The organism is Mycobacterium sp. NGS51, assembly GCF_059812525.1.
Map to the genome: position 1 here is coordinate 116264 of NZ_JCALCV010000008.1, position 17167 is coordinate 133430.

Genomic DNA, 17167 nt, shown 5'->3' on the forward strand with positions numbered 1-17167 from the left:
TGTGGCGCAAATGAATAAATCCGGCAAGACGTTGTCGACGCCGACAATCCTGCTCATCGCCGGCGGTGTCATCGCCGTGCTCGTCGCGGTCGTTGTGGTGGTCGCCGTCAACCGCAACTCGGAAAAGACGACCAGCACCGGCACCCCGGAAACCAGTGCGTCACCGTGGGCGCCGCCCAGCACGTCACCGCGATCGGCGCCGCAGGCGAATGGGCAATTGCCGCCTTTTACCCCGACCGAGCATCTGGGCTCCGACTGCCAATACCGGCCGTCGACGGATCCGGCCAGCAAGCCGGTAGATCCGCCCCGGACGGGCAAGGTGCCAACCGACCCCGCGCAGGTCAGCGTCAGCATGGTCACCGATCAGGGCAATGTCGGCCTGCAGCTGGCCAACAACCAATCCCCTTGCACGGTCAACAGTTTCGTCAGCTTGGCTCAGCAGGGCTTCTTCGACGGCACCCAATGTCACCGGCTGACCACCTCGCCGAGCCTAAGCGTGCTGCAGTGCGGCGACCCGAAGGGCACCGGCGCCGGCGGCCCGGGCTATCAATTCGCCAACGAATATCCGACCGATCAGTTTCCGCCATACGATTTAGCGCTGAATCAACCCGTCGTCTACCCGCGCGGCACACTCGCGATGGCCAATGCGGGGCCAGGGACCAACGGCAGTCAGTTCTTCATGGTGTACCAGGACTCGCAGCTGCCACCGCAATACACGATTTTCGGGACCATGCAAGACGATGGGCTGGCCATGCTGGACAAGGTCGCTGCCGCCGGTGTTGAGGGCGGCGGCACGGACGGGGCGCCGGCCACCAAGGTCACGATCACGTCGGTACGGCTGGACTGAGCAGCCCGCGAGACTGCAACCAGGGCTGTAGTTTCCGAGAAATCACGACCATAGCTGCAGTTTCGCGGAGCAAGCCGCCAACTCCCGCCGCGAGCGTGCGTGTTCCCGGCCGACACCCCGGCGTGTCGGCCGGGGACACGCACGCTCGCGCAAAAGGGCGCAAGAAATTACGCCGCGGAGGTCACCCGGTAGACGTCGTAGACGCCTTCGACATTGCGGACCACGTCGAGCAGATGCCCGAGATGCTTCGGGTCGCCCATCTCAAAGGTGAAGCGGCTGATGGCAACCCGGTCACCGGATGAGGTGGTCACCGAGGCGGACAGGATGTTCACCTTCTCGTCGGCGAGGACCTTCGTCACGTCCGAGAGCAACCGGTGCCGGTCCAGCGCTTCGACTTGAATGGCCACCAGGAACACCGAAGACGGCGACGGTGCCCAGTGCACCTCGATGATGCGCTCGGCCTGCTGCTGCAGCGACGCGGCGTTGGTGCAGTCGGTGCGATGCACGCTGACCCCGCCACCGCGGGTGACGAACCCCATGATCTGGTCCCCGGGCACCGGCGTGCAGCACTTGGCCAGCTTGGTCAACACCCCCGGCGCGCCGGGCACCGCCACACCGACATCGTCGGTGCTGCGCGGACGCCGCGGCATCGTCGCGGGCGTGGACCGCTCGGCGAGATCCTCTTCGGCCTGATCGATACCACCGAGTTCGGCCAGCAGGCGCTGCACGACGTGCTTGGCCGACACGTGGCCCTCACCGACCGCGGTGTAGAGCGCGGACACGTCGGTGTAGTGCAGCTCATTGGCCACCGCCGCCACCGATGCGCCATTCATTAAGCGCTGCAACGGAAGTCCGACGCGGCGAACCTCGCGCGCCATCGCTTCCTTGCCGGACTCCAGCGCCTCCTCGCGGCGCTCCTTGGCGAACCACTGACGGATCTTGGTCTTGGCGCGCGGAGACACCACAAACTGCTGCCAGTCTCGCGACGGCCCGGCGTTGAGTGCCTTAGAGGTGAAAACCTCGACGACTTCGCCGTTTTCCAGCTTGCGCTCCAGCGCCACCAGCCGGCCGTTGACCCGGGCGCCGATGCAGCGGTGGCCGACCTCGGTGTGCACGGCGTAGGCGAAGTCGACCGGTGTCGACCCGGCCGGCAGCGTGATCACATCGCCTTTCGGGGTGAACACGAAAATCTCTTGAACCGCAAGGTCATAGCGCAGCGACTCGAGAAACTCGCCGGGGTCGGCGGCTTCCCGCTGCCAGTCGAGCAGTTGCCGCATCCAGGCCATGTCGTCGATCTCGGCGGCAGCATGCGGATGCGGAACTCCGTTGCGGCCCTTGGCTTCCTTGTAACGCCAGTGTGCGGCGATACCGTACTCGGCGGTGCGGTGCATGTCGCGGGTGCGAATCTGCACCTCCAGCGGCTTGCCCTCCGGCCCGACGACCGTGGTGTGCAGCGACTGATACACCCCGTAGCGGGGCTGGGCGATGTAGTCCTTGAACCGGCCGGCCATCGGCTGCCACAGCGAATGCACCACGCCCACAGCGGCATAACAGTCCCGAATCTCCTCACACAGAATCCGGATGCCGACCAGGTCGTGGATGTCGTCGAAGTCGCGGCCCTTGACGATCATCTTCTGGTAGATCGACCAGTAGTGCTTGGGCCGGCCCTCGACCACCGCGTTGATCTTCGACGCGGCCAAGGTGGCAATGATCTCGGTGCGCACCTTGGCCAGGTAGGTATCGCGCGACGGGGCCCGCCCGGCTACCAGCCGCACGATCTCCTCGTACTTCTTGGGATGCAGAATCGCGAAAGCCAGATCCTCCAGCTCCCACTTGACGGTGGCCATCCCCAGCCGATGTGCCAGCGGCGCAATCACTTCCAGTGTTTCGCGGGCTTTGCGGGCCTGCTTCTCCGGCGGCAGGAAACGCATCGTGCGCATGTTGTGCAGCCGGTCGGCCACCTTGATCACCAACACCCGCGGGTCACGCGCCATTGCGGTGATCATCTTGCGGATCGTCTCGCCCTCGGCGGCGCTACCCAGCACCACGCGGTCCAGCTTGGTCACCCCGTCGACGAGATGACCGACCTCCTCGCCGAACTCCTCGGACAACGCGGCCAGCGTGTATCCGGTGTCCTCGACGGTGTCGTGCAGCAGGGCGGCCACCAGCGTGATGGTGTCCATGCCCAACTCGGCCAGAATGTTGGCGACGGCCAGCGGATGAGTGATGTAGGGATCCCCGGAATGCCGCATCTGGTCGGCGTGCCGTTGTTCGGCGACGTCGTAGGCGCGCTGCAACATCGACACGTCGGCCTTCGGGTGGATCTCGCGGTGCACCGCCACCAGCGGCTCGAGCACGGGGCTGAGCGTGCTGCGCTGGGCGGTCATCCGCCTGGCCAGTCGGGCCCGAACCCGCCTCGACGCGCTGCTGGACGTCTTGAGTGTCTCCGCGGCCGGCGGCGCCTGCGGGATATCGGCGATCTGCAGCGGTTGGGTCGGCTGCTGGACAGCCGTGCGCTGGTCATCCGCCACGTTCGTCACCTCCGACCACCCAGGATATCGCTCAATCTCGATTGTCCCGCTAGATGCGGCGCAAGCTGTGGACCGGCAGCGGCGCCACGACGTCGCGTCCGCCCAGTGCACCGAGTTCCAGCACCACCGCGGCCATCGTCACCTGAGCGCCGCTGTGAGTGAGCAGCCGGTGTGCTGCCGCGACGCTGCCGCCGGTGGCCAGCACGTCGTCGACGATGACGACGCTGCGGCCGGCCAACTCGACGCCGTCGGCGGGGATCTCCAGGGTGGCGGTGCCGTACTCCAGGTTGTAGGAGACGGCAAGCACCGGCGGCGGCAGCTTGCCGCCCTTGCGGATGGCCAGCATTCCGGTGCCGAGCCGGGCCGCCACCGCACCGCCGACCAGGAAGCCGCGGGCGTCGATGCCGGCGATCACCTCGGCGCCGGCGGCCACGTCGGCCAGCGCGTCGGTCACCGCGGCCAGCCCGCGCGGATCGGCGAACAGCGGGCTCAGGTCCTTGAATTGCACACCCGCCGTGGGAAAGTCGGCCACCTCGCGGGTCAACGACGCGATGATGTCGGCGACTTGGTCGCCAGCCTGAGTCACCGCACCAGCACCCAGCGGTCCATATTCCAGCCGGCGCCCCAGCGGCTGGGATTGGTGCCCACGGCATACATCTTCTTCGACATGAGCAGGCTGCGCTGCTGGCGGTACAACGGCAGCGTCGGCATATCGGCCCATAGCACCGGCGCGCCCTCGGCCAGCAGCCGGACCAACTCGGCCGGGTCGGCCGATACCGCCAGCGCACTGATGATCCCGTCGATCTGGCCGTTGTGATAGCCGGAGAGGTTGTTGCCGTTGCCGGCGCGCAGGGCGTAGGCGTCGATCGCCGAGGACCCGGTGGATCCGCTGCCGGTGGCGCCGCCGGTGCTGGCCAGCAGCACGTCGATCTGCCCGTCGAGCAACGTCTGCGGGCCGGTGGTGTCGGAGGTGACGTCGGAGACGGTGATACCGGCGGGCGCACACGCCTTGACGATCGCGCCGACGGTGGCGGCCAGCCGCGCGTTAGGTGCCCGGTAGCCGATCCGCACCGTCAGCGGCGCCTTGCCAAGCGCATCACGCGCCGCGTCGGGATTCGACCGGGCGAACTGCGCGGCCTCGGGAACATTTTCGGCCTGGCTGATGGCGTCTTCGGCGGCGGTGTGCAACCGCGCGTTGGCAATCGGCACCCCGGCGTCGCGGGCGATCACGTCGCGCGGGGTGCACAACGCGACCGCGCGGCGCGCACGGGTCTCCGACAATGGACCGCCCGGAGCGAAGATCAGCTGCTGGATTCCATCCGACGGCGCATCGATGCGCTGGTAGTCGTCCGGGGTGATCACCGACCCCGACGAACCGGTCGCGACGTCGACGACGTCGACGCTCTGGTTGTTGAGCCGGTCTTGGATGTCGGCTTTCTGCGGCCACACCGTGACCCGCTTGGTCATCGGCTTGGCGCCCCACCAGCGGTCATTGGCGACGAGCACCACCCCGCCGTCGTTCAGCACCGATTCGATCTTGTAGGGCCCCGACGACGGGAAATGCTTGATGTCCAGACCGGGTTTGAGGTCCCAGATCGTGTTCCAGAGCTGGGCGATGCGCTCGATGGCCGGCCCGTTGTTGACCATCACCGCGGCGGCCACGCTCATTTTCAGTTCGTCGGAGATGACGTGCGAGGGCATCATCGTGGTCGCCGTGAACAGCTGGTGGTAGTCGACCACGTTGCGGTCGGGCTGGAATGACACCCGGGCCTTCTTCTGCCCGGGCTGACAGTCGATGGTGGCGATGTCGACGTAGCCGGCCTGGCTGGCGGCGTGGAAGGCCGGGTACCTTCCGGAGTGAGCCGCCCACGCCAGCATCAGGTCGTCACAGGTGACCGGCTTGCCGTCGGAATAGACGGCCTTGTCGGCAATCTGGTAGTCGAGCACCAGCGGCGCGCCGCCCACCACCGACACCGTGCCGAAGTCGTGGTCGGCGACGACCTGCCCGTCGGGCCCGTGGTAGCCGAACCCGGTCAGGGTGCGGGCAAACGCCTGCGCACCGGCCGACGCGGCGCCGGTCACGGTGGTGGTGTTGTAGGTGACCAGCGCGCCGTCGACGACGTAGTCGACGTGCCCGGCGGCACTACCCGAGCAGCCCGACAGGCTCGCGAGCCCGGCTGCTGCCACGATGGCCGCCAGACAGCTGGCGGCCACGCGCCCGGGCCAGGCAGCCATCGGGCTAGCTCTTGTTTCGCTTGCCGGTTGGCCGTACCGGCCGCGCGCCGGGCGCCGGCTTGTTCGGCGCCGGCTTGTTCGGGGCCGCCACAGTGTTCTGCCGGTCCGGCTCGTCCTCGGCCGATTCCGCGGACTCCGAAGTCTTCTCGGAAGCTCCGCTGCGCCGGCGCAGCACCCGGCGGGTGTGCGTACGCACCAACTCGGTGCGCTCACGCAGGCTGACCAGCAGCGGGGTGGCGAAGAAGATCGACGAGTAGGTGCCCACGATGATGCCGACCAGCTGCACCAGCGCCAGGTCCTTCAACGTGCCCACACCCAACAGCCACACTGCCACCACCAGCAGCGCAACCACCGGCAGCACCGAGATCAGGCTGGTGTTGATCGAGCGCATGAACGTCTGGTTGACCGCCAGGTTGGCCTGTTCGGCGAAGGTGCGCCGGGTGGTGTGCTGGAAGCCGTGGGTGTTCTCCTCGACCTTGTCGAACACGATCACGGTGTCATAGATGGAGAACCCGAGAATCGTCATCAACCCGATCACCGTCGCCGGGGTGACCTCGAAGCCGACCAGCGAATAGATGCCCGCGGTGACGGCGACGTCGAAGAACATCGCGACCAGCGCGGAGATCGCCATGTAGCGCTCGTAGCGCGCGGTGATATAGATCGCGACCAGCACCAAAAACACCACCAGCGCGATCACCGCTTTCTTGGTGATCTGGCCGCCCCAGGTTTCCGAGACCGCCGAGTCGCTGATCGCCTGCTTGCTGGGCTTGCCGTCGGCGCCTTTTGGCTGGAACCTGTCGAACAGCGCGTTGCGCAGCTTGGCCGTCTGGTCGTTGTCCAGGGGCATGGAACGGATCTGCACGGTCGCCGAGGCGCCGTTGCCGACGATCACCACCGACTCGGGGTCAGAGCCGATGGTGTCGTGGTAGACCTCGGTCACCTGGCTGGTCTGGATGTCTCCCCTGGGCATCGACACCTTGGTTCCGCCTGCGAAGTCGATACCGAAGGTGAATCCGCGAAGCACGATACTGGCGATCGCGATCGCGACGATCGCCCCGCTGACGCCGTACCACAGTCGGCGGCGGCCGACCACCTCGAACGCACCGGTCCCGGTGTACAGCCGGGACAGGAAGTTGTGGTGCGGCAGCTGGGTGCCGCTGTCGTCGACTTCGGCGCTCGTCGTCTCGGTGATTTCTGCGCTGTTTAAGGCTTCGCCTGCTTTTGCGGCCATCTCGCTATCCCCGTCCTGTGTGGGCTGCGGCGCGCCGCTCGCGCGCGACCTGCTGTACCGCGCCCAGGCCGTTGTATGCGGGCTTGCCCAACGTCGGGGACTTCGACGCCAGGTACACCAGCGGCCAGGTCACCAGGAACACCACGACAAGGTCGAGGACCGTGGTGAGGCCCAAGGTGAATGCGAAGCCCTTGACCTGTCCGATCGCCAGGAAGTACAGCACCGCGGCGGCCAGGAACGTCACCGCGTTACCGGACACGATCGTCTTGCGCGCCCGCGCCCAACCACGCGGAACCGCTGACCGGAACGAACGGCCTTCGCGGATTTCGTCTTTGATGCGTTCGAAGAACACCACGAACGAGTCGGCGGTCGTGCCGATACCGATGATCAGACCGGCGATCCCGGCCAGATCCAGCGTGTAGTTGATGTAGCGGCCCAACAGCACCAGGATCGCGAAAACCATGGCGCCGGCAGCCACCAGCGACAGTGCGGTCAGCAATCCCAGCACCCGGTAGTACAGCAGCGAATACAGCAGCACCAGCACCAGCCCGATCGCACCGGCGATCAGTCCTGCCCGCAATGAAGTCAAACCTAGTGTGGCCGAAACGGTTTCGGCTTCCGAGGATTCGAACGACAGCGGCAGCGACCCGTACTTGAGCACGTTGGCGAGCTGACGGGCGCTGTCGGCGGTGAACGCCGGGTCGCCGCCGGTGATTTGGGTTCGGCCGCCGGGAATCGCTTCACGGATCTGCGGTGCGCTGACCACCTGGGAGTCCAGTGTGAACGCGGTCTGGGTGCCGATGTGGGCGGCGGTGTAATCCGCCCAGATGCCGGCCGCGGCACTCTTGAACTGCACGTCGACGACGTAGCCGCTGCGCGGGTCCAGGCCCGACGTGGCGTTCTGGATCTGGTCGCCGCTGATGATCGACGGCGCCAGCAGGTAGGCGGTTTTGTGGTCCTTGTCGCAGGTAATCAGCGGCAGGTTGGGATCGTCGTTGCCGGCCAGGATGTCGTCTTTGTCGCACTGGGTGGCCTGGTATTGCAGCCCGTAGAACTGGATGGCTTTGTCGGTGCTCTGCCGCCACTCCTTTTCTTTGGAGATGCGTTCGGCGAGGTCCTTGCGCGGATCCGGCGGCCCAGGCTGCACGGGCGCCGCCGTCTGATCCGGCGGAGGAGCCGGGCTCGGCGATGGCGGCGGCTCCTGCGGGTAGGGCCGCGGCTGGGGTGGTGGCGCCGGTTGGCCGGTCGGCGCGGGTTTGTCGCCCGGCTTTTCATCCGTCGGCGGCGGCGACTCCTCGGGCGGCGGAGCGGCCTGTGCGGGCATGCCGTTGATCACCGGCCGGACGTAGAGCCGCGCGGTCTGCCCCAGATTGCGGGCCTCGTTGCCGTCGTTTCCGGGCACGGTGATGACCAGGTTGTCGCCGTCGACGACGACCTCCGAACCCGAGACGCCCAGCCCATTGACTCGGGCACCGATGATCTGCTGGGCCTGCGACAGTGCGTCCCTGGACGGCCGGGAACCATCCGGTGTCCGTGCGGTCAACGTGACCCGGGTGCCGCCCTGCAGGTCGATGCCGAGCTTCGGTTCGGCCCGCTTGTCCCCGGTCAGGAAGACCAGCAGGTACACGCCGATGAGCATGACCAGAAAGATCGTCAGGTAACGGGCAGGGTGCACCGGCGCGGAAGGCGATGCCACGTTGTTGAGTCTCCTCGCTTACCGATCAGTTCGACTGCTCCCGCAAAGGGTACGTGCCGGTCGGCCGGACTTAGTCCTTGGGCAGTCGCTCTGGGTCGGCGGTGAGCTCGACGGCGCTCGCGTCGCCCTCGGTGATCTCCGGGTCGATACGGTCGCGGATCGCCATCTTGATCCAGGTGGTCACCACGCCCGGCGCGATCTCCAGGTCCACCGTGTCGTCGTTGAGGTCGGTGATCGTGCCCTGCAGCCCCGACGTGGTGTGCACCCGGTCGCCGACGCTCAGTGACTCGTGCAGGTCGATAGTCGCCTGCATGACCCGCTTTTGACGCCGCGACCCGAAGAACATGAACGCCGCCAGGATGATCAGCAGCGGCAAGAAGACGAGAAGGTCCATGACCGCCAGTGTGCCATTGCGGCGCCCTGGACCTTGACGAGCTACTCCATGATGAGGTGATGGAACTCCTCTCGGCGTTGCGCACTACCGGCGCAGTTCGCGACTTCACCGATCAGTCCGTCGACGACGCCGCTGTGGCGCGCGTGCTCGAAAACGCCCGGTTCGCGCCCAGCGGCGCCAACGCGCAGGCGTGGCGGATCGTGGTGCTCAAAGACCCCGAGCGGCGGCGCCGACTGCGGGATCTGTACCAGCGCGGTTCCCGCGATTACCTGGCCCTCAGCGCCGCGGGGCTGCGGCCCTGGTCACCGACCAACGACCGCGACGCCGAAGCCAGCGCCCTGGCCGCCGGACAGCCCGACACGCCAGGAGGGTTCGCCGGCCGCTTCGACCAGGCCCCGGTCCTGCTTGCGCTGTTCGCCGACCTGTCGCTGCTGGCGGCGGTGGATCGCGACGCCGACCGGTACACCTTCGCCGGCGGTGCCTCGATCTACCCGTTCGCCTGGAGCATCCTGCTGGCCGCCCGCGAAGAAGGCCTGGGCGGGGTCATTACGACAATCGCGATCCGGGAGGAACCGCAGGTCAAAGCTCTGCTCGCGGCTCCGGGCCCGCTGGCGCTGGCCGCGGTGATCGCGCTCGGGCACCCGGTTCGCCAGCCACGCAAACTGCGCCGCGCACCGGTCTCCTCGTTCGCCACTGTCGACACGATCGACGGCCCGGCGTTTGGCGCATGACGCGACCGTCAATACCTAAACTCATCGCACGGTTAACACGCTTTCCTGGAGGTCTGTCATGAATAACCTCGTCGGCCGGTTGGCGGCCGCAGCCATGCTGGCGGCAGCAACGATGGCGGTCGTGGTGGTCGAAACACCAGCCCTGGGCTCGGCGGAACCACTGAACTGCCCCGAAGGCCAGTACTGGGAGCCGACCGGCAACGTCTGCCGCCCGCTGGGCGTCGGCCCGCAACCCATCAATTGCCCCGACGGCCAGTATTGGAACCCGGCCGACAACGTGTGCAAGCCACTCGGCCAGCCCTGACCAGGCTAATCGGCCGCGTAGTCGACGATCGGCTCCACGAAGTGCCGACCGTCGGACAGCATGATAGTCAAGCCGTCGCTACGCACCTCGTATCGGGTTCCGTCGACCGGGTTGACGACGTCGAATCCGCCGGATGAGCGGACCGCGTTGGCGAGTTCGATTGCGGCGCCGTCGCTGAGCCGAACGCCCCGGTAGTAGTAGCGGCTGGGCCCGGCTTGGCAGATCACCAGCACCGACTCGTCGGTGCGGGCCAGCACCGCAGGCCGGTTTCCCGGGTCACAACGGGCACCGGGATAGTCGATGAAACCCTGCGCATCGGCGCCCGGCAAGCTGAGCACGGGTTGGGTGACCTGCGACGACGACGATGGCGGCGGCGACGACGGCGAGGGCGTGCTTGCTGGCGGCACCTCGACGTCGGCAGGGCGACCCGCCCCGAAACCCCACCACAGCGCGCCGGCCGCGGCGATCAGCACCGCAGCCGCTGCCGCGGCCAGCACCGGCCGCCGGCGCCGGGAAGGCATGGCCTGTTGTATGGGCGGGCCGGGATCGGACGGCCCCGGATCGGGCTGCTTCGCCGCGGGCGGCGGGGCCCCGGCCGACCAGACCCACGCCGTGTTGGCGGCCTGGGCAAGCTCGCCGGCAGACGGGAATCGCTCGCCCGGCTGTTTGGCCATCCCCCGGGCGATCACCTCGTCGAAGGCCGGACCGAGATCCGGCCGGATCTGGCTGGGCCGCGGCGGCGGAGTCAACAGGTGGGCGCCCAACAGCTGGTCCAGTTCGCCCTGCGGGAACGGCGGTTGGCCGGTGAGACACTCGTAGAGCACGCAGGTCAGCGAGTAGATGTCGGCGTGCGGCCCCACCGGTCCGCCGCTGAACCGCTCCGGGGCCATGTAGAGGTAGGTTCCGCTCAGCGTAGCGGCGTTGGTCCCGCTGGTATCCGAGGTCGACCGGGCAATACCGAAGTCGACGAGGTAGGCAAAGTCGGTGCGCGTCAACAGCACGTTCTGCGGCTTCACGTCGCGGTGCAACAGCCCGTCGGCGTGCGCGGCATCGAGCGCCGCCGCCACCTGCGCGATGATCGACACCGCCCGCCCCGGGTCCAGCGCCCCGCCCTGGCGCAGCATGGCCTTGAGGTTGCCTCCTTCTACCAGCCGCATCTCGATGTAGAGAACGCCGTCGATCTCGCCGAAGTTGTGCACCGGGATGACGTGCGGTTCTTGCAGCCGCGCCACGAGTCGTGATTCGCGGCGGAACCGCTGCTGAAAAGTGGTGTCTGCGGCCAGTTCTGGGCGCAGCAGCTTGAGCGCGACCGTCCGGTCTTTGCCGGTGTCGTACGCCCGGTACACCTCCCCCATGCCGCCGCGGCCCAGCAACGCCTGCAGCTCGTAGGGCCCGAACATGGTGCCGATGCGTGAGCCTTCCGCGGAGGCCATATCGGCATCTTCTCAGGCAGTTCCCATAGTGATTGCGGTTTCGAGCGCTCGCCCGGCGGCGTTTCGGGTGTGGCCGCAACTAGGCTCGGATACATGCCCACTCTCGAACAGAGTCGCCACCTCGTCACCGAAATCCCGGGCCCCGCATCGCTGGAATTGGCCAAGCGCCGGTCCGCTGCGGTCGCCCGCGGTGTCCGCAGCACGATGCCGGTCTATGCCGTGCGCGCCGGCGGCGGCATCGTCGAGGACGTCGACGGCAATCGGCTCATCGACTTGAGCTCCGGCATCGCGGTCACCACGGTCGGCAATGCCTCGCCCCGGGTCGTCGATGCGGTGCGCGGGCAGGTCGCCGACTTCACCCACACCTGCTTCATGGTGACCCCCTACGAGCAGTACATCGCCGTCGCCGAGCAGCTCAATCGCCTCACCCCGGGCTCCGGCGAGAAGCGCTCCGTGCTGTTCAACTCGGGCGCCGAGGCGGTGGAGAACGCGGTCAAGGTGGCCCGCGCCTTCACCCGCAAATCCGCGGTGGTCGCCTTCGACCATGCCTTCCACGGTCGCACCAACTTGGCCATGGCCCTGACCGCACAGTCGATGCCGTACAAGAGCGGCTTCGGGCCCTTCGCGCCGGAGATCTATCGAGCGCCGCTGTCCTATCCGTATCGCGACCGGCTGCTCGACAAAGAGCTGGCCACGGACGGCGAACGGGCGGCCGCCCGAGCGATCCGCGTCATCGGTAGGCAGATCGGCGCGGACAACCTGGCGGCCCTCGTCATCGAGCCGATCCAGGGCGAAGGCGGCTTCATCGTGCCGGCCGAGGGGTTCCTGCCGACCTTGCTGGAGTGGTGCCGCCAGAACGACGTCGTCTTCATCGCCGACGAGGTGCAGACCGGATTCGCCCGCACCGGTGCGATGTTCGCGTGCGAGCACGAAGGCATCGAGCCCGACCTGATCTGCACCGCCAAGGGCATCGCCGACGGGCTGCCGCTGTCGGCGGTCACCGGCCGCGCTGAGCTGATGGACGCCTCCCACGTCGGTGGCCTGGGCGGCACGTTCGGGGGCAATCCGCTCGCATGCGCGGCGGCGCTGGCCACCATCGCGACCATCGAAAGCGACGAGCTCATCGAGCGCGCACAGCACATCGGGCGACTGATGACCGAGCGGTTGTTCCGGCTGCAGGCCGACGACGACCGGATCGGCGATGTGCGCGGCCGCGGCGCGATGATCGCCGTCGAGCTGGTGAAATCCGGCGGCACCGAACCCGACGCCGAGCTGACGAACAAACTCGCGACTGCCGCGCGCGCCGCCGGCGTCATCCTGTTGACCTGCGGCACCTTCGGCAATGTGGTGCGGTTCCTGCCGCCGCTGGCGATCAGCGACGAGTTGCTCACCGAAGGCATCGATGTGCTGGCAGGGCTTCTCGCCGAGATGTGACGTCACACTAATCCCAGCTGTCGCAAGGGATTCGGGATGTGACGATGTGCCCGCCTCGCAGCGACAAAGGATGATTTGGCGCAGCGGCCTGGCGAGAATTTTTCACTTGGGGCACTGCCGCCCCGTCAGTCACGCGAGTTCGGGCGTTGTCGCTGACAGGAACGTGCCCGGCTACGAGCGACACTTGGCTTGGTCGCGTAATGCCAGCTCACGTTTATGGATCCGGTGCTCGGTACCCCGCGGCATCCAGCCGGGTCCATATCGACCGCGTCTTAGCCGTTGCACCCGGCCGTAGCCCATTTCCCAGCGCAACGCATCCGAGATGGATTTCGACGCCCGCCCGCCCACGGCAAAACCGTGCTGCGCGAGCGCATCGGCCAACTCGCCCACGGTGGCCGGCCCATGGCGAAACAACTGCATTGTCAGTACGTAGCGGAGTTCGGTCCCCCGCAGTAGCAGTAAGTCATTCATCGCCTGACCGTCGCATGGACGTCCGACAACCAGTTCACTGTCGCGCATAGGCGGGCACCCCGGAAGAGCGGGCCAGGGCGTGACGGGTGTGGCAAACCACGCTAGGAGTGCCCAGAGTGACTCCGTCGCCGCTGCGCCACCTGGCCATACGTCGCGTTGTCGCCGCGAGGCGGGCACATCGGACATCACCAACTTTGCGGCGACTGGTGTGACAGGTGGGCTGACAGGTGACGGTCGCCGAGCGCCCGCCGTTAGCTTGGTCACCCTATTCGCCGGAATAACATTAGCTTTGCTAACGTAGTAAACCATTGACGCAACGGTGCGCCGTAAATGTCAAACGTCCTAATCCTTGCGAGAGGACCTCAATGCCCACCGATATCAATGAAGAGCGCGTCGAGCGCCGCATCGCCGATTTGACCGCCAACGACCCGCAGTTCGCCGCCGCCCGCCCTGACCAGGCCGTCGCGGTTGCCGCGCAACAGCCCGCACTCCAACTGCCTCAGGTGATTCAGACCATCCTCGACGGCTACGCGGACCGGCCCGCGCTCGGCCATCGCGCGGTCGAATTCGTCCGCGACCAACAGAGCGGCCGCACCTCGGCGCAGCTGTTGCCCCGGTTCGACACGATCAGCTACCGGGAGTTGGGCCGGCGCGTGGGTGCGCTGGCCAGTGCGTGGGCCACTCAGGCGGTGTCGCCCGGCGATCGGGTGTGTGTGCTCGGCTTCACCAGCGTCGACTACACCACGATCGATGTGGCGCTGGCGCGCCTGGGCGCGGTGTCGGTGCCAATGCAGACCAGCGCGGCGATCACGCAGCTGCGGCCGATTGTCGTCGAGACCGAGCCGTCCGTGATCGCGGCAAGCGTCGACCATCTGCCCGAAGCCGTCGAACTGATCCAGACCGGGCACCGGCCCGCGCGGCTGGTGGTGTTCGACTACCACCGGCAGGTCGACGACCACCGGGAAGCCGTGCAGGCCGCCCGCGCGCAGCTGGCCGACAGCCCGGTCGTCGTGGAAACCCTGGACGAGGTGCTGGACCGTGGAGCGGCGCTGCCGCCAGTGCCCGCGGTGGTCACCGACGACGGGAACGCGCTGGCGCTGTTGATCTACACCTCCGGCAGCACCGGTGCGCCCAAAGGCGCGATGTACCCGCAGCGCAACGTCGCCAAGATGTGGCAACGGTCGTCCCGGAACTGGTTCGGACCGAGCGCCGCGTCGATCACGCTCAGCTTCATGCCGATGAGTCACGTGATGGGCCGCGGCATCCTCTACGGCACCCTCGGCAACGGCGGCACAGCCTATTTCGGTGCCAAGAGCGACCTGTCCACGCTGCTGGAAGACCTTGCCTTGGTGCGGCCAACCGAACTGAACTTCGTGCCGCGAATCTGGGAAATGCTCTTCCAGGAGTTCCAGAGCGAAGTGGACCGCCGAACTGCCGACGGGGCCGACCGTGCGGCCGCCGAAACCGAGGTCATCGCCGAGCAGCGGCAGCACCGCCTCGGCGGGCGGTATATCTTCGCGATGACCGGGTCCGCGCCCACTTCCCCGGAGCTGAAGGTCTGGGTCGAATCCGTCCTCGAGATGCACCTGCTGGACGGCTACGGCTCCACCGAGGCCGGCATGGTGCTCTTCGACGGCGAGGTGCAGCGCCCGCCGGTGATCGACTACAAGCTGGTCGACGTCCCGGATCTGGGCTACTTCCATACCGACCGGCCCTATCCGCGGGGCGAGTTGCTGCTCAAGACGGAGAACTTGTTCCCCGGCTACTACAAGCGCCCCGAAGTCACCGCCGAGGTCTTCGACGCCGAGGGCTACTACCGCACCGGGGACGTGGTGGCCGAGGTCGGCCCCGGCCGGCTGGTGTATGTCGACCGCCGCAACAACGTGCTCAAACTCGCCCAGGGCGAGTTCGTCACCGTCGCGAAATTGGAGGCGGTGTTCGGCAACAGCCCGCTGGTGCGGCAGATCTACGTCTACGGCAACAGCGCACACCCCTACCTGCTGGCAGTTGTGGTGCCCACCGACGTCAACGCGTCGAAGTCGGCGATCGCCGAGTCGCTGCAGAACGTGGCCAAAGAGGCCGGGCTGCAGTCCTACGAGGTGCCGCGCGACTTCCTCATCGAGACAACACCTTTCACGCTGGAAAACGGTCTGCTCACCGGTATCCGCAAGCTGGCGTGGCCCAAGCTGAAGCAGCACTACGGCGAGCGGCTGGAACAGCTCTACGCCGAGCTGGCCGAGGGCCAGGCCAATGAGCTCAGCGACCTGCGTCGCAGCGGTGCCGACGGGCCGGTGCTGGAGACCATCAGCCGCGCCGCGGCCGCACTGCTGGGTGCGTCGACGTCCGACCTGCAACCCGACGCACACTTCACCGACCTGGGTGGAGACTCGTTGTCGGCGCTGACATTCGGCAACTTGCTGCGCGAGATCTTCGACGTCGACGTGCCAGTCGGTGTGATCGTCAGCCCGGCCTCGGATCTGCAGGCCATCGCCGACTACATCGACAGCGAACGGCAGGGCTCCAAGCGGCCCACCTTCGCCTCCGTGCACGGCCGCGACGCGGTCGAGGTGCACGCCGGCGATCTGACGCTGGACAAGTTCCTCGACGCCGCCACGCTGGCGGCCGCACCCTCGCTGCCTGCACCGAGCTCAGAGGTGCGGACGGTGCTGCTGACCGGCGCGACCGGCTTCCTGGGTCGCTACCTGGCCCTGGAGTGGCTGGAGCGGATGGACCAGGTCGACGGCAAGGTGATCGCCCTGGTGCGGGCCCGCTCCGACGAGGATGCGCGGGCCCGGTTGGACAACACCTTCGACAGCGGCGACCCGACCCTGCTGTCGCACTATCGGGAGCTGGCCGCCGATCACCTGGAGGTCATCGCCGGCGACAAGGGCGAGGCCGGCCTCGGCCTCGACGAAGCGACCTGGCAGCGCCTGGCCGACACCGTCGACCTGATCGTCGACCCGGCGGCGCTGGTCAACCACGTGCTGCCGTACAGCGAGTTGTTCGGTCCCAACGCCGTGGGGACCGCCGAGCTGATCCGGATCGCGCTGACCACCAAGAAGAAGCCGTACAGCTACGTGTCGACGATCGGGGTGGGCGACCAGATCGCTCCGGGCAGCTTCACCGAGGATGCCGATGTCCGGGTGATGAGCCCGACCCGCCGGATCAGCGACAGCTACGCCAACGGCTACGGCAACAGCAAGTGGGCCGGCGAGGTGCTGCTGGCCGAGGCGCACGAGCTGTGCGGCCTGCCGGTCGCGGTGTTCCGCTGCGACATGATCCTGGCCGACACCACGTATGCGGGCCAGCTCAATCTGCCGGACATGTTCACCCGGACGATGCTGAGCCTGGTGGCCACCGGGATCGCGCCCGGCTCGTTCTACCAGCTCGACGCCGACGGCAACCGGCAGCGCGCACACTACGACGGCCTGCCGGTCGAGTTCATCGCCGAGGCCATCGCGACGTTGGGCGCTCAGAATGTGGACGGCTTGCAGACCTACCACGTGATGAATCCCTACGACGACGGCATCGGGATGGACGAGTACGTCGACTGGCTGATCGACGCCGACTACAAGATCCAGCGGATCGGCGACTACGGCGAGTGGTTGCAGCGGTTCGAGATGACGCTGCGGGCGCTACCGGAGAAACAGCGCCAGTACTCGCTATTGCCGTTGCTGCACAATTACCAGAAGCCAGAGACACCGATCCAGGGCTCGATTGCGCCGACCGATCGGTTCCGCGCCGCGGTGCAGGACGCGAAAATCGGACCGGACAAAGACATTCCGCATGTCAGCGCGCCGGTGATCGTCAAGTACATCACCGACCTGCACCTGCTCGGCCTGCTCTGACGAGATGTGGCT

13 protein-coding genes are annotated in these 17167 nt (G+C 67.2%); 5 read left to right on the plus strand and 8 right to left on the minus strand.

Going from position 1 to position 17167, the window contains the following annotated elements; genetic code table 11:
* Positions 1-10: 10 nt before the first annotated feature.
* Positions 11-847: a peptidylprolyl isomerase gene (locus tag AC5Y5W_RS12270; RefSeq protein ID WP_500009769.1), complete on the plus strand. Its 837-nt coding sequence runs from the start codon at positions 11-13 to the stop codon at positions 845-847.
* 167 nt (positions 848-1014) lie between these two features.
* Here the strand turns inward: AC5Y5W_RS12270 and AC5Y5W_RS12275 are convergent, their stop codons facing one another.
* From AC5Y5W_RS12275 to yajC, 6 genes are all read right to left on the minus strand, one after another.
* Complete coding sequence (locus AC5Y5W_RS12275) at positions 1015-3378, minus strand: RelA/SpoT family protein (RefSeq protein ID WP_500009662.1); 2364 nt, start codon at positions 3376-3378, stop codon at positions 1015-1017.
* A 49-nt stretch (positions 3379-3427) separates the two neighbouring features.
* Positions 3428-3964 carry an adenine phosphoribosyltransferase gene (locus AC5Y5W_RS12280; protein WP_500009661.1) on the minus strand — a complete coding sequence of 179 codons (537 nt, stop codon included), beginning with the start codon at positions 3962-3964 and terminating at the stop codon, positions 3428-3430.
* Positions 3961-5613: an ABC transporter substrate-binding protein gene (locus AC5Y5W_RS12285; protein ID WP_500009660.1), complete on the minus strand. Its 1653-nt coding sequence runs from the start codon at positions 5611-5613 to the stop codon at positions 3961-3963. The genes AC5Y5W_RS12280 and AC5Y5W_RS12285 overlap by 4 nt, the downstream gene beginning before the upstream one ends.
* Positions 5614-5617: 4 nt before the next feature.
* On the minus strand, positions 5618-6844 hold the full coding sequence (gene secF, locus AC5Y5W_RS12290) for a protein translocase subunit SecF (RefSeq protein ID WP_500009659.1): 1227 nt from the start codon (positions 6842-6844) through the stop codon (positions 5618-5620).
* Between the two features lie 4 nt (positions 6845-6848).
* Positions 6849-8540, minus strand: coding sequence for a protein translocase subunit SecD (gene secD / locus AC5Y5W_RS12295; protein ID WP_500009658.1), 1692 nt, complete (start codon positions 8538-8540; stop codon positions 6849-6851).
* Between the two features lie 70 nt (positions 8541-8610).
* Positions 8611-8934 carry a preprotein translocase subunit YajC gene (gene yajC / locus AC5Y5W_RS12300; RefSeq protein WP_500009657.1) on the minus strand — a complete coding sequence of 108 codons (324 nt, stop codon included), beginning with the start codon at positions 8932-8934 and terminating at the stop codon, positions 8611-8613.
* Between the two features lie 59 nt (positions 8935-8993).
* Here yajC and AC5Y5W_RS12305 point away from each other — a divergent pair, with 59 nt between their 5' ends.
* On the plus strand, positions 8994-9665 hold the full coding sequence (locus AC5Y5W_RS12305; RefSeq protein WP_500009656.1) for a nitroreductase family protein: 672 nt from the start codon (positions 8994-8996) through the stop codon (positions 9663-9665).
* 58 nt (positions 9666-9723) lie between these two features.
* Positions 9724-9969, plus strand: a complete 246-nt coding sequence (locus AC5Y5W_RS12310) for a hypothetical protein (protein WP_500009655.1) — start codon at positions 9724-9726, stop codon at positions 9967-9969.
* A gap of 5 nt (positions 9970-9974) precedes the next feature.
* Here AC5Y5W_RS12310 and AC5Y5W_RS12315 read toward each other — a convergent pair whose 3' ends face one another.
* Complete coding sequence (locus tag AC5Y5W_RS12315) at positions 9975-11402, minus strand: serine/threonine-protein kinase (RefSeq protein WP_500009654.1); 1428 nt, start codon at positions 11400-11402, stop codon at positions 9975-9977.
* A 93-nt stretch (positions 11403-11495) separates the two neighbouring features.
* Between AC5Y5W_RS12315 and gabT the strand changes: the two genes are divergently transcribed.
* Positions 11496-12836: a 4-aminobutyrate--2-oxoglutarate transaminase gene (gabT, locus tag AC5Y5W_RS12320; RefSeq protein WP_500009653.1), complete on the plus strand. Its 1341-nt coding sequence runs from the start codon at positions 11496-11498 to the stop codon at positions 12834-12836.
* A gap of 171 nt (positions 12837-13007) precedes the next feature.
* Here the strand turns inward: gabT and AC5Y5W_RS12325 are convergent, their stop codons facing one another.
* Positions 13008-13307 (minus strand): hypothetical protein, encoded by a 300-nt coding sequence (locus AC5Y5W_RS12325; protein ID WP_500009652.1) that lies wholly within the window; start codon positions 13305-13307, stop codon positions 13008-13010.
* A 365-nt stretch (positions 13308-13672) separates the two neighbouring features.
* Between AC5Y5W_RS12325 and car the strand changes: the two genes are divergently transcribed.
* Complete coding sequence (car, locus tag AC5Y5W_RS12330; protein ID WP_500009651.1) at positions 13673-17155, plus strand: carboxylic acid reductase; 3483 nt, start codon at positions 13673-13675, stop codon at positions 17153-17155.
* The last annotated feature ends 12 nt before the right edge of the window (positions 17156-17167 follow it).

Coding starts and splice junctions, on each gene's coding strand:
- AC5Y5W_RS12270 (WP_500009769.1), top strand. CDS start 11: ATGAATAAATCCGGCAAGACGTTGTCGACGCCGACAATCCTGCTCATC.
- AC5Y5W_RS12285 (WP_500009660.1), bottom strand. CDS start 5,613: ATGGCTGCCTGGCCCGGGCGCGTGGCCGCCAGCTGTCTGGCGGCCATC.
- secF (WP_500009659.1), bottom strand. CDS start 6,844: ATGGCCGCAAAAGCAGGCGAAGCCTTAAACAGCGCAGAAATCACCGAG.
- yajC (WP_500009657.1), bottom strand. CDS start 8,934: ATGGACCTTCTCGTCTTCTTGCCGCTGCTGATCATCCTGGCGGCGTTC.
- AC5Y5W_RS12305 (WP_500009656.1), top strand. CDS start 8,994: ATGGAACTCCTCTCGGCGTTGCGCACTACCGGCGCAGTTCGCGACTTC.
- AC5Y5W_RS12310 (WP_500009655.1), top strand. CDS start 9,724: ATGAATAACCTCGTCGGCCGGTTGGCGGCCGCAGCCATGCTGGCGGCA.
- AC5Y5W_RS12315 (WP_500009654.1), bottom strand. CDS start 11,402: ATGGCCTCCGCGGAAGGCTCACGCATCGGCACCATGTTCGGGCCCTAC.
- gabT (WP_500009653.1), top strand. CDS start 11,496: ATGCCCACTCTCGAACAGAGTCGCCACCTCGTCACCGAAATCCCGGGC.
- AC5Y5W_RS12325 (WP_500009652.1), bottom strand. CDS start 13,307: ATGAATGACTTACTGCTACTGCGGGGGACCGAACTCCGCTACGTACTG.
- car (WP_500009651.1), top strand. CDS start 13,673: ATGCCCACCGATATCAATGAAGAGCGCGTCGAGCGCCGCATCGCCGAT.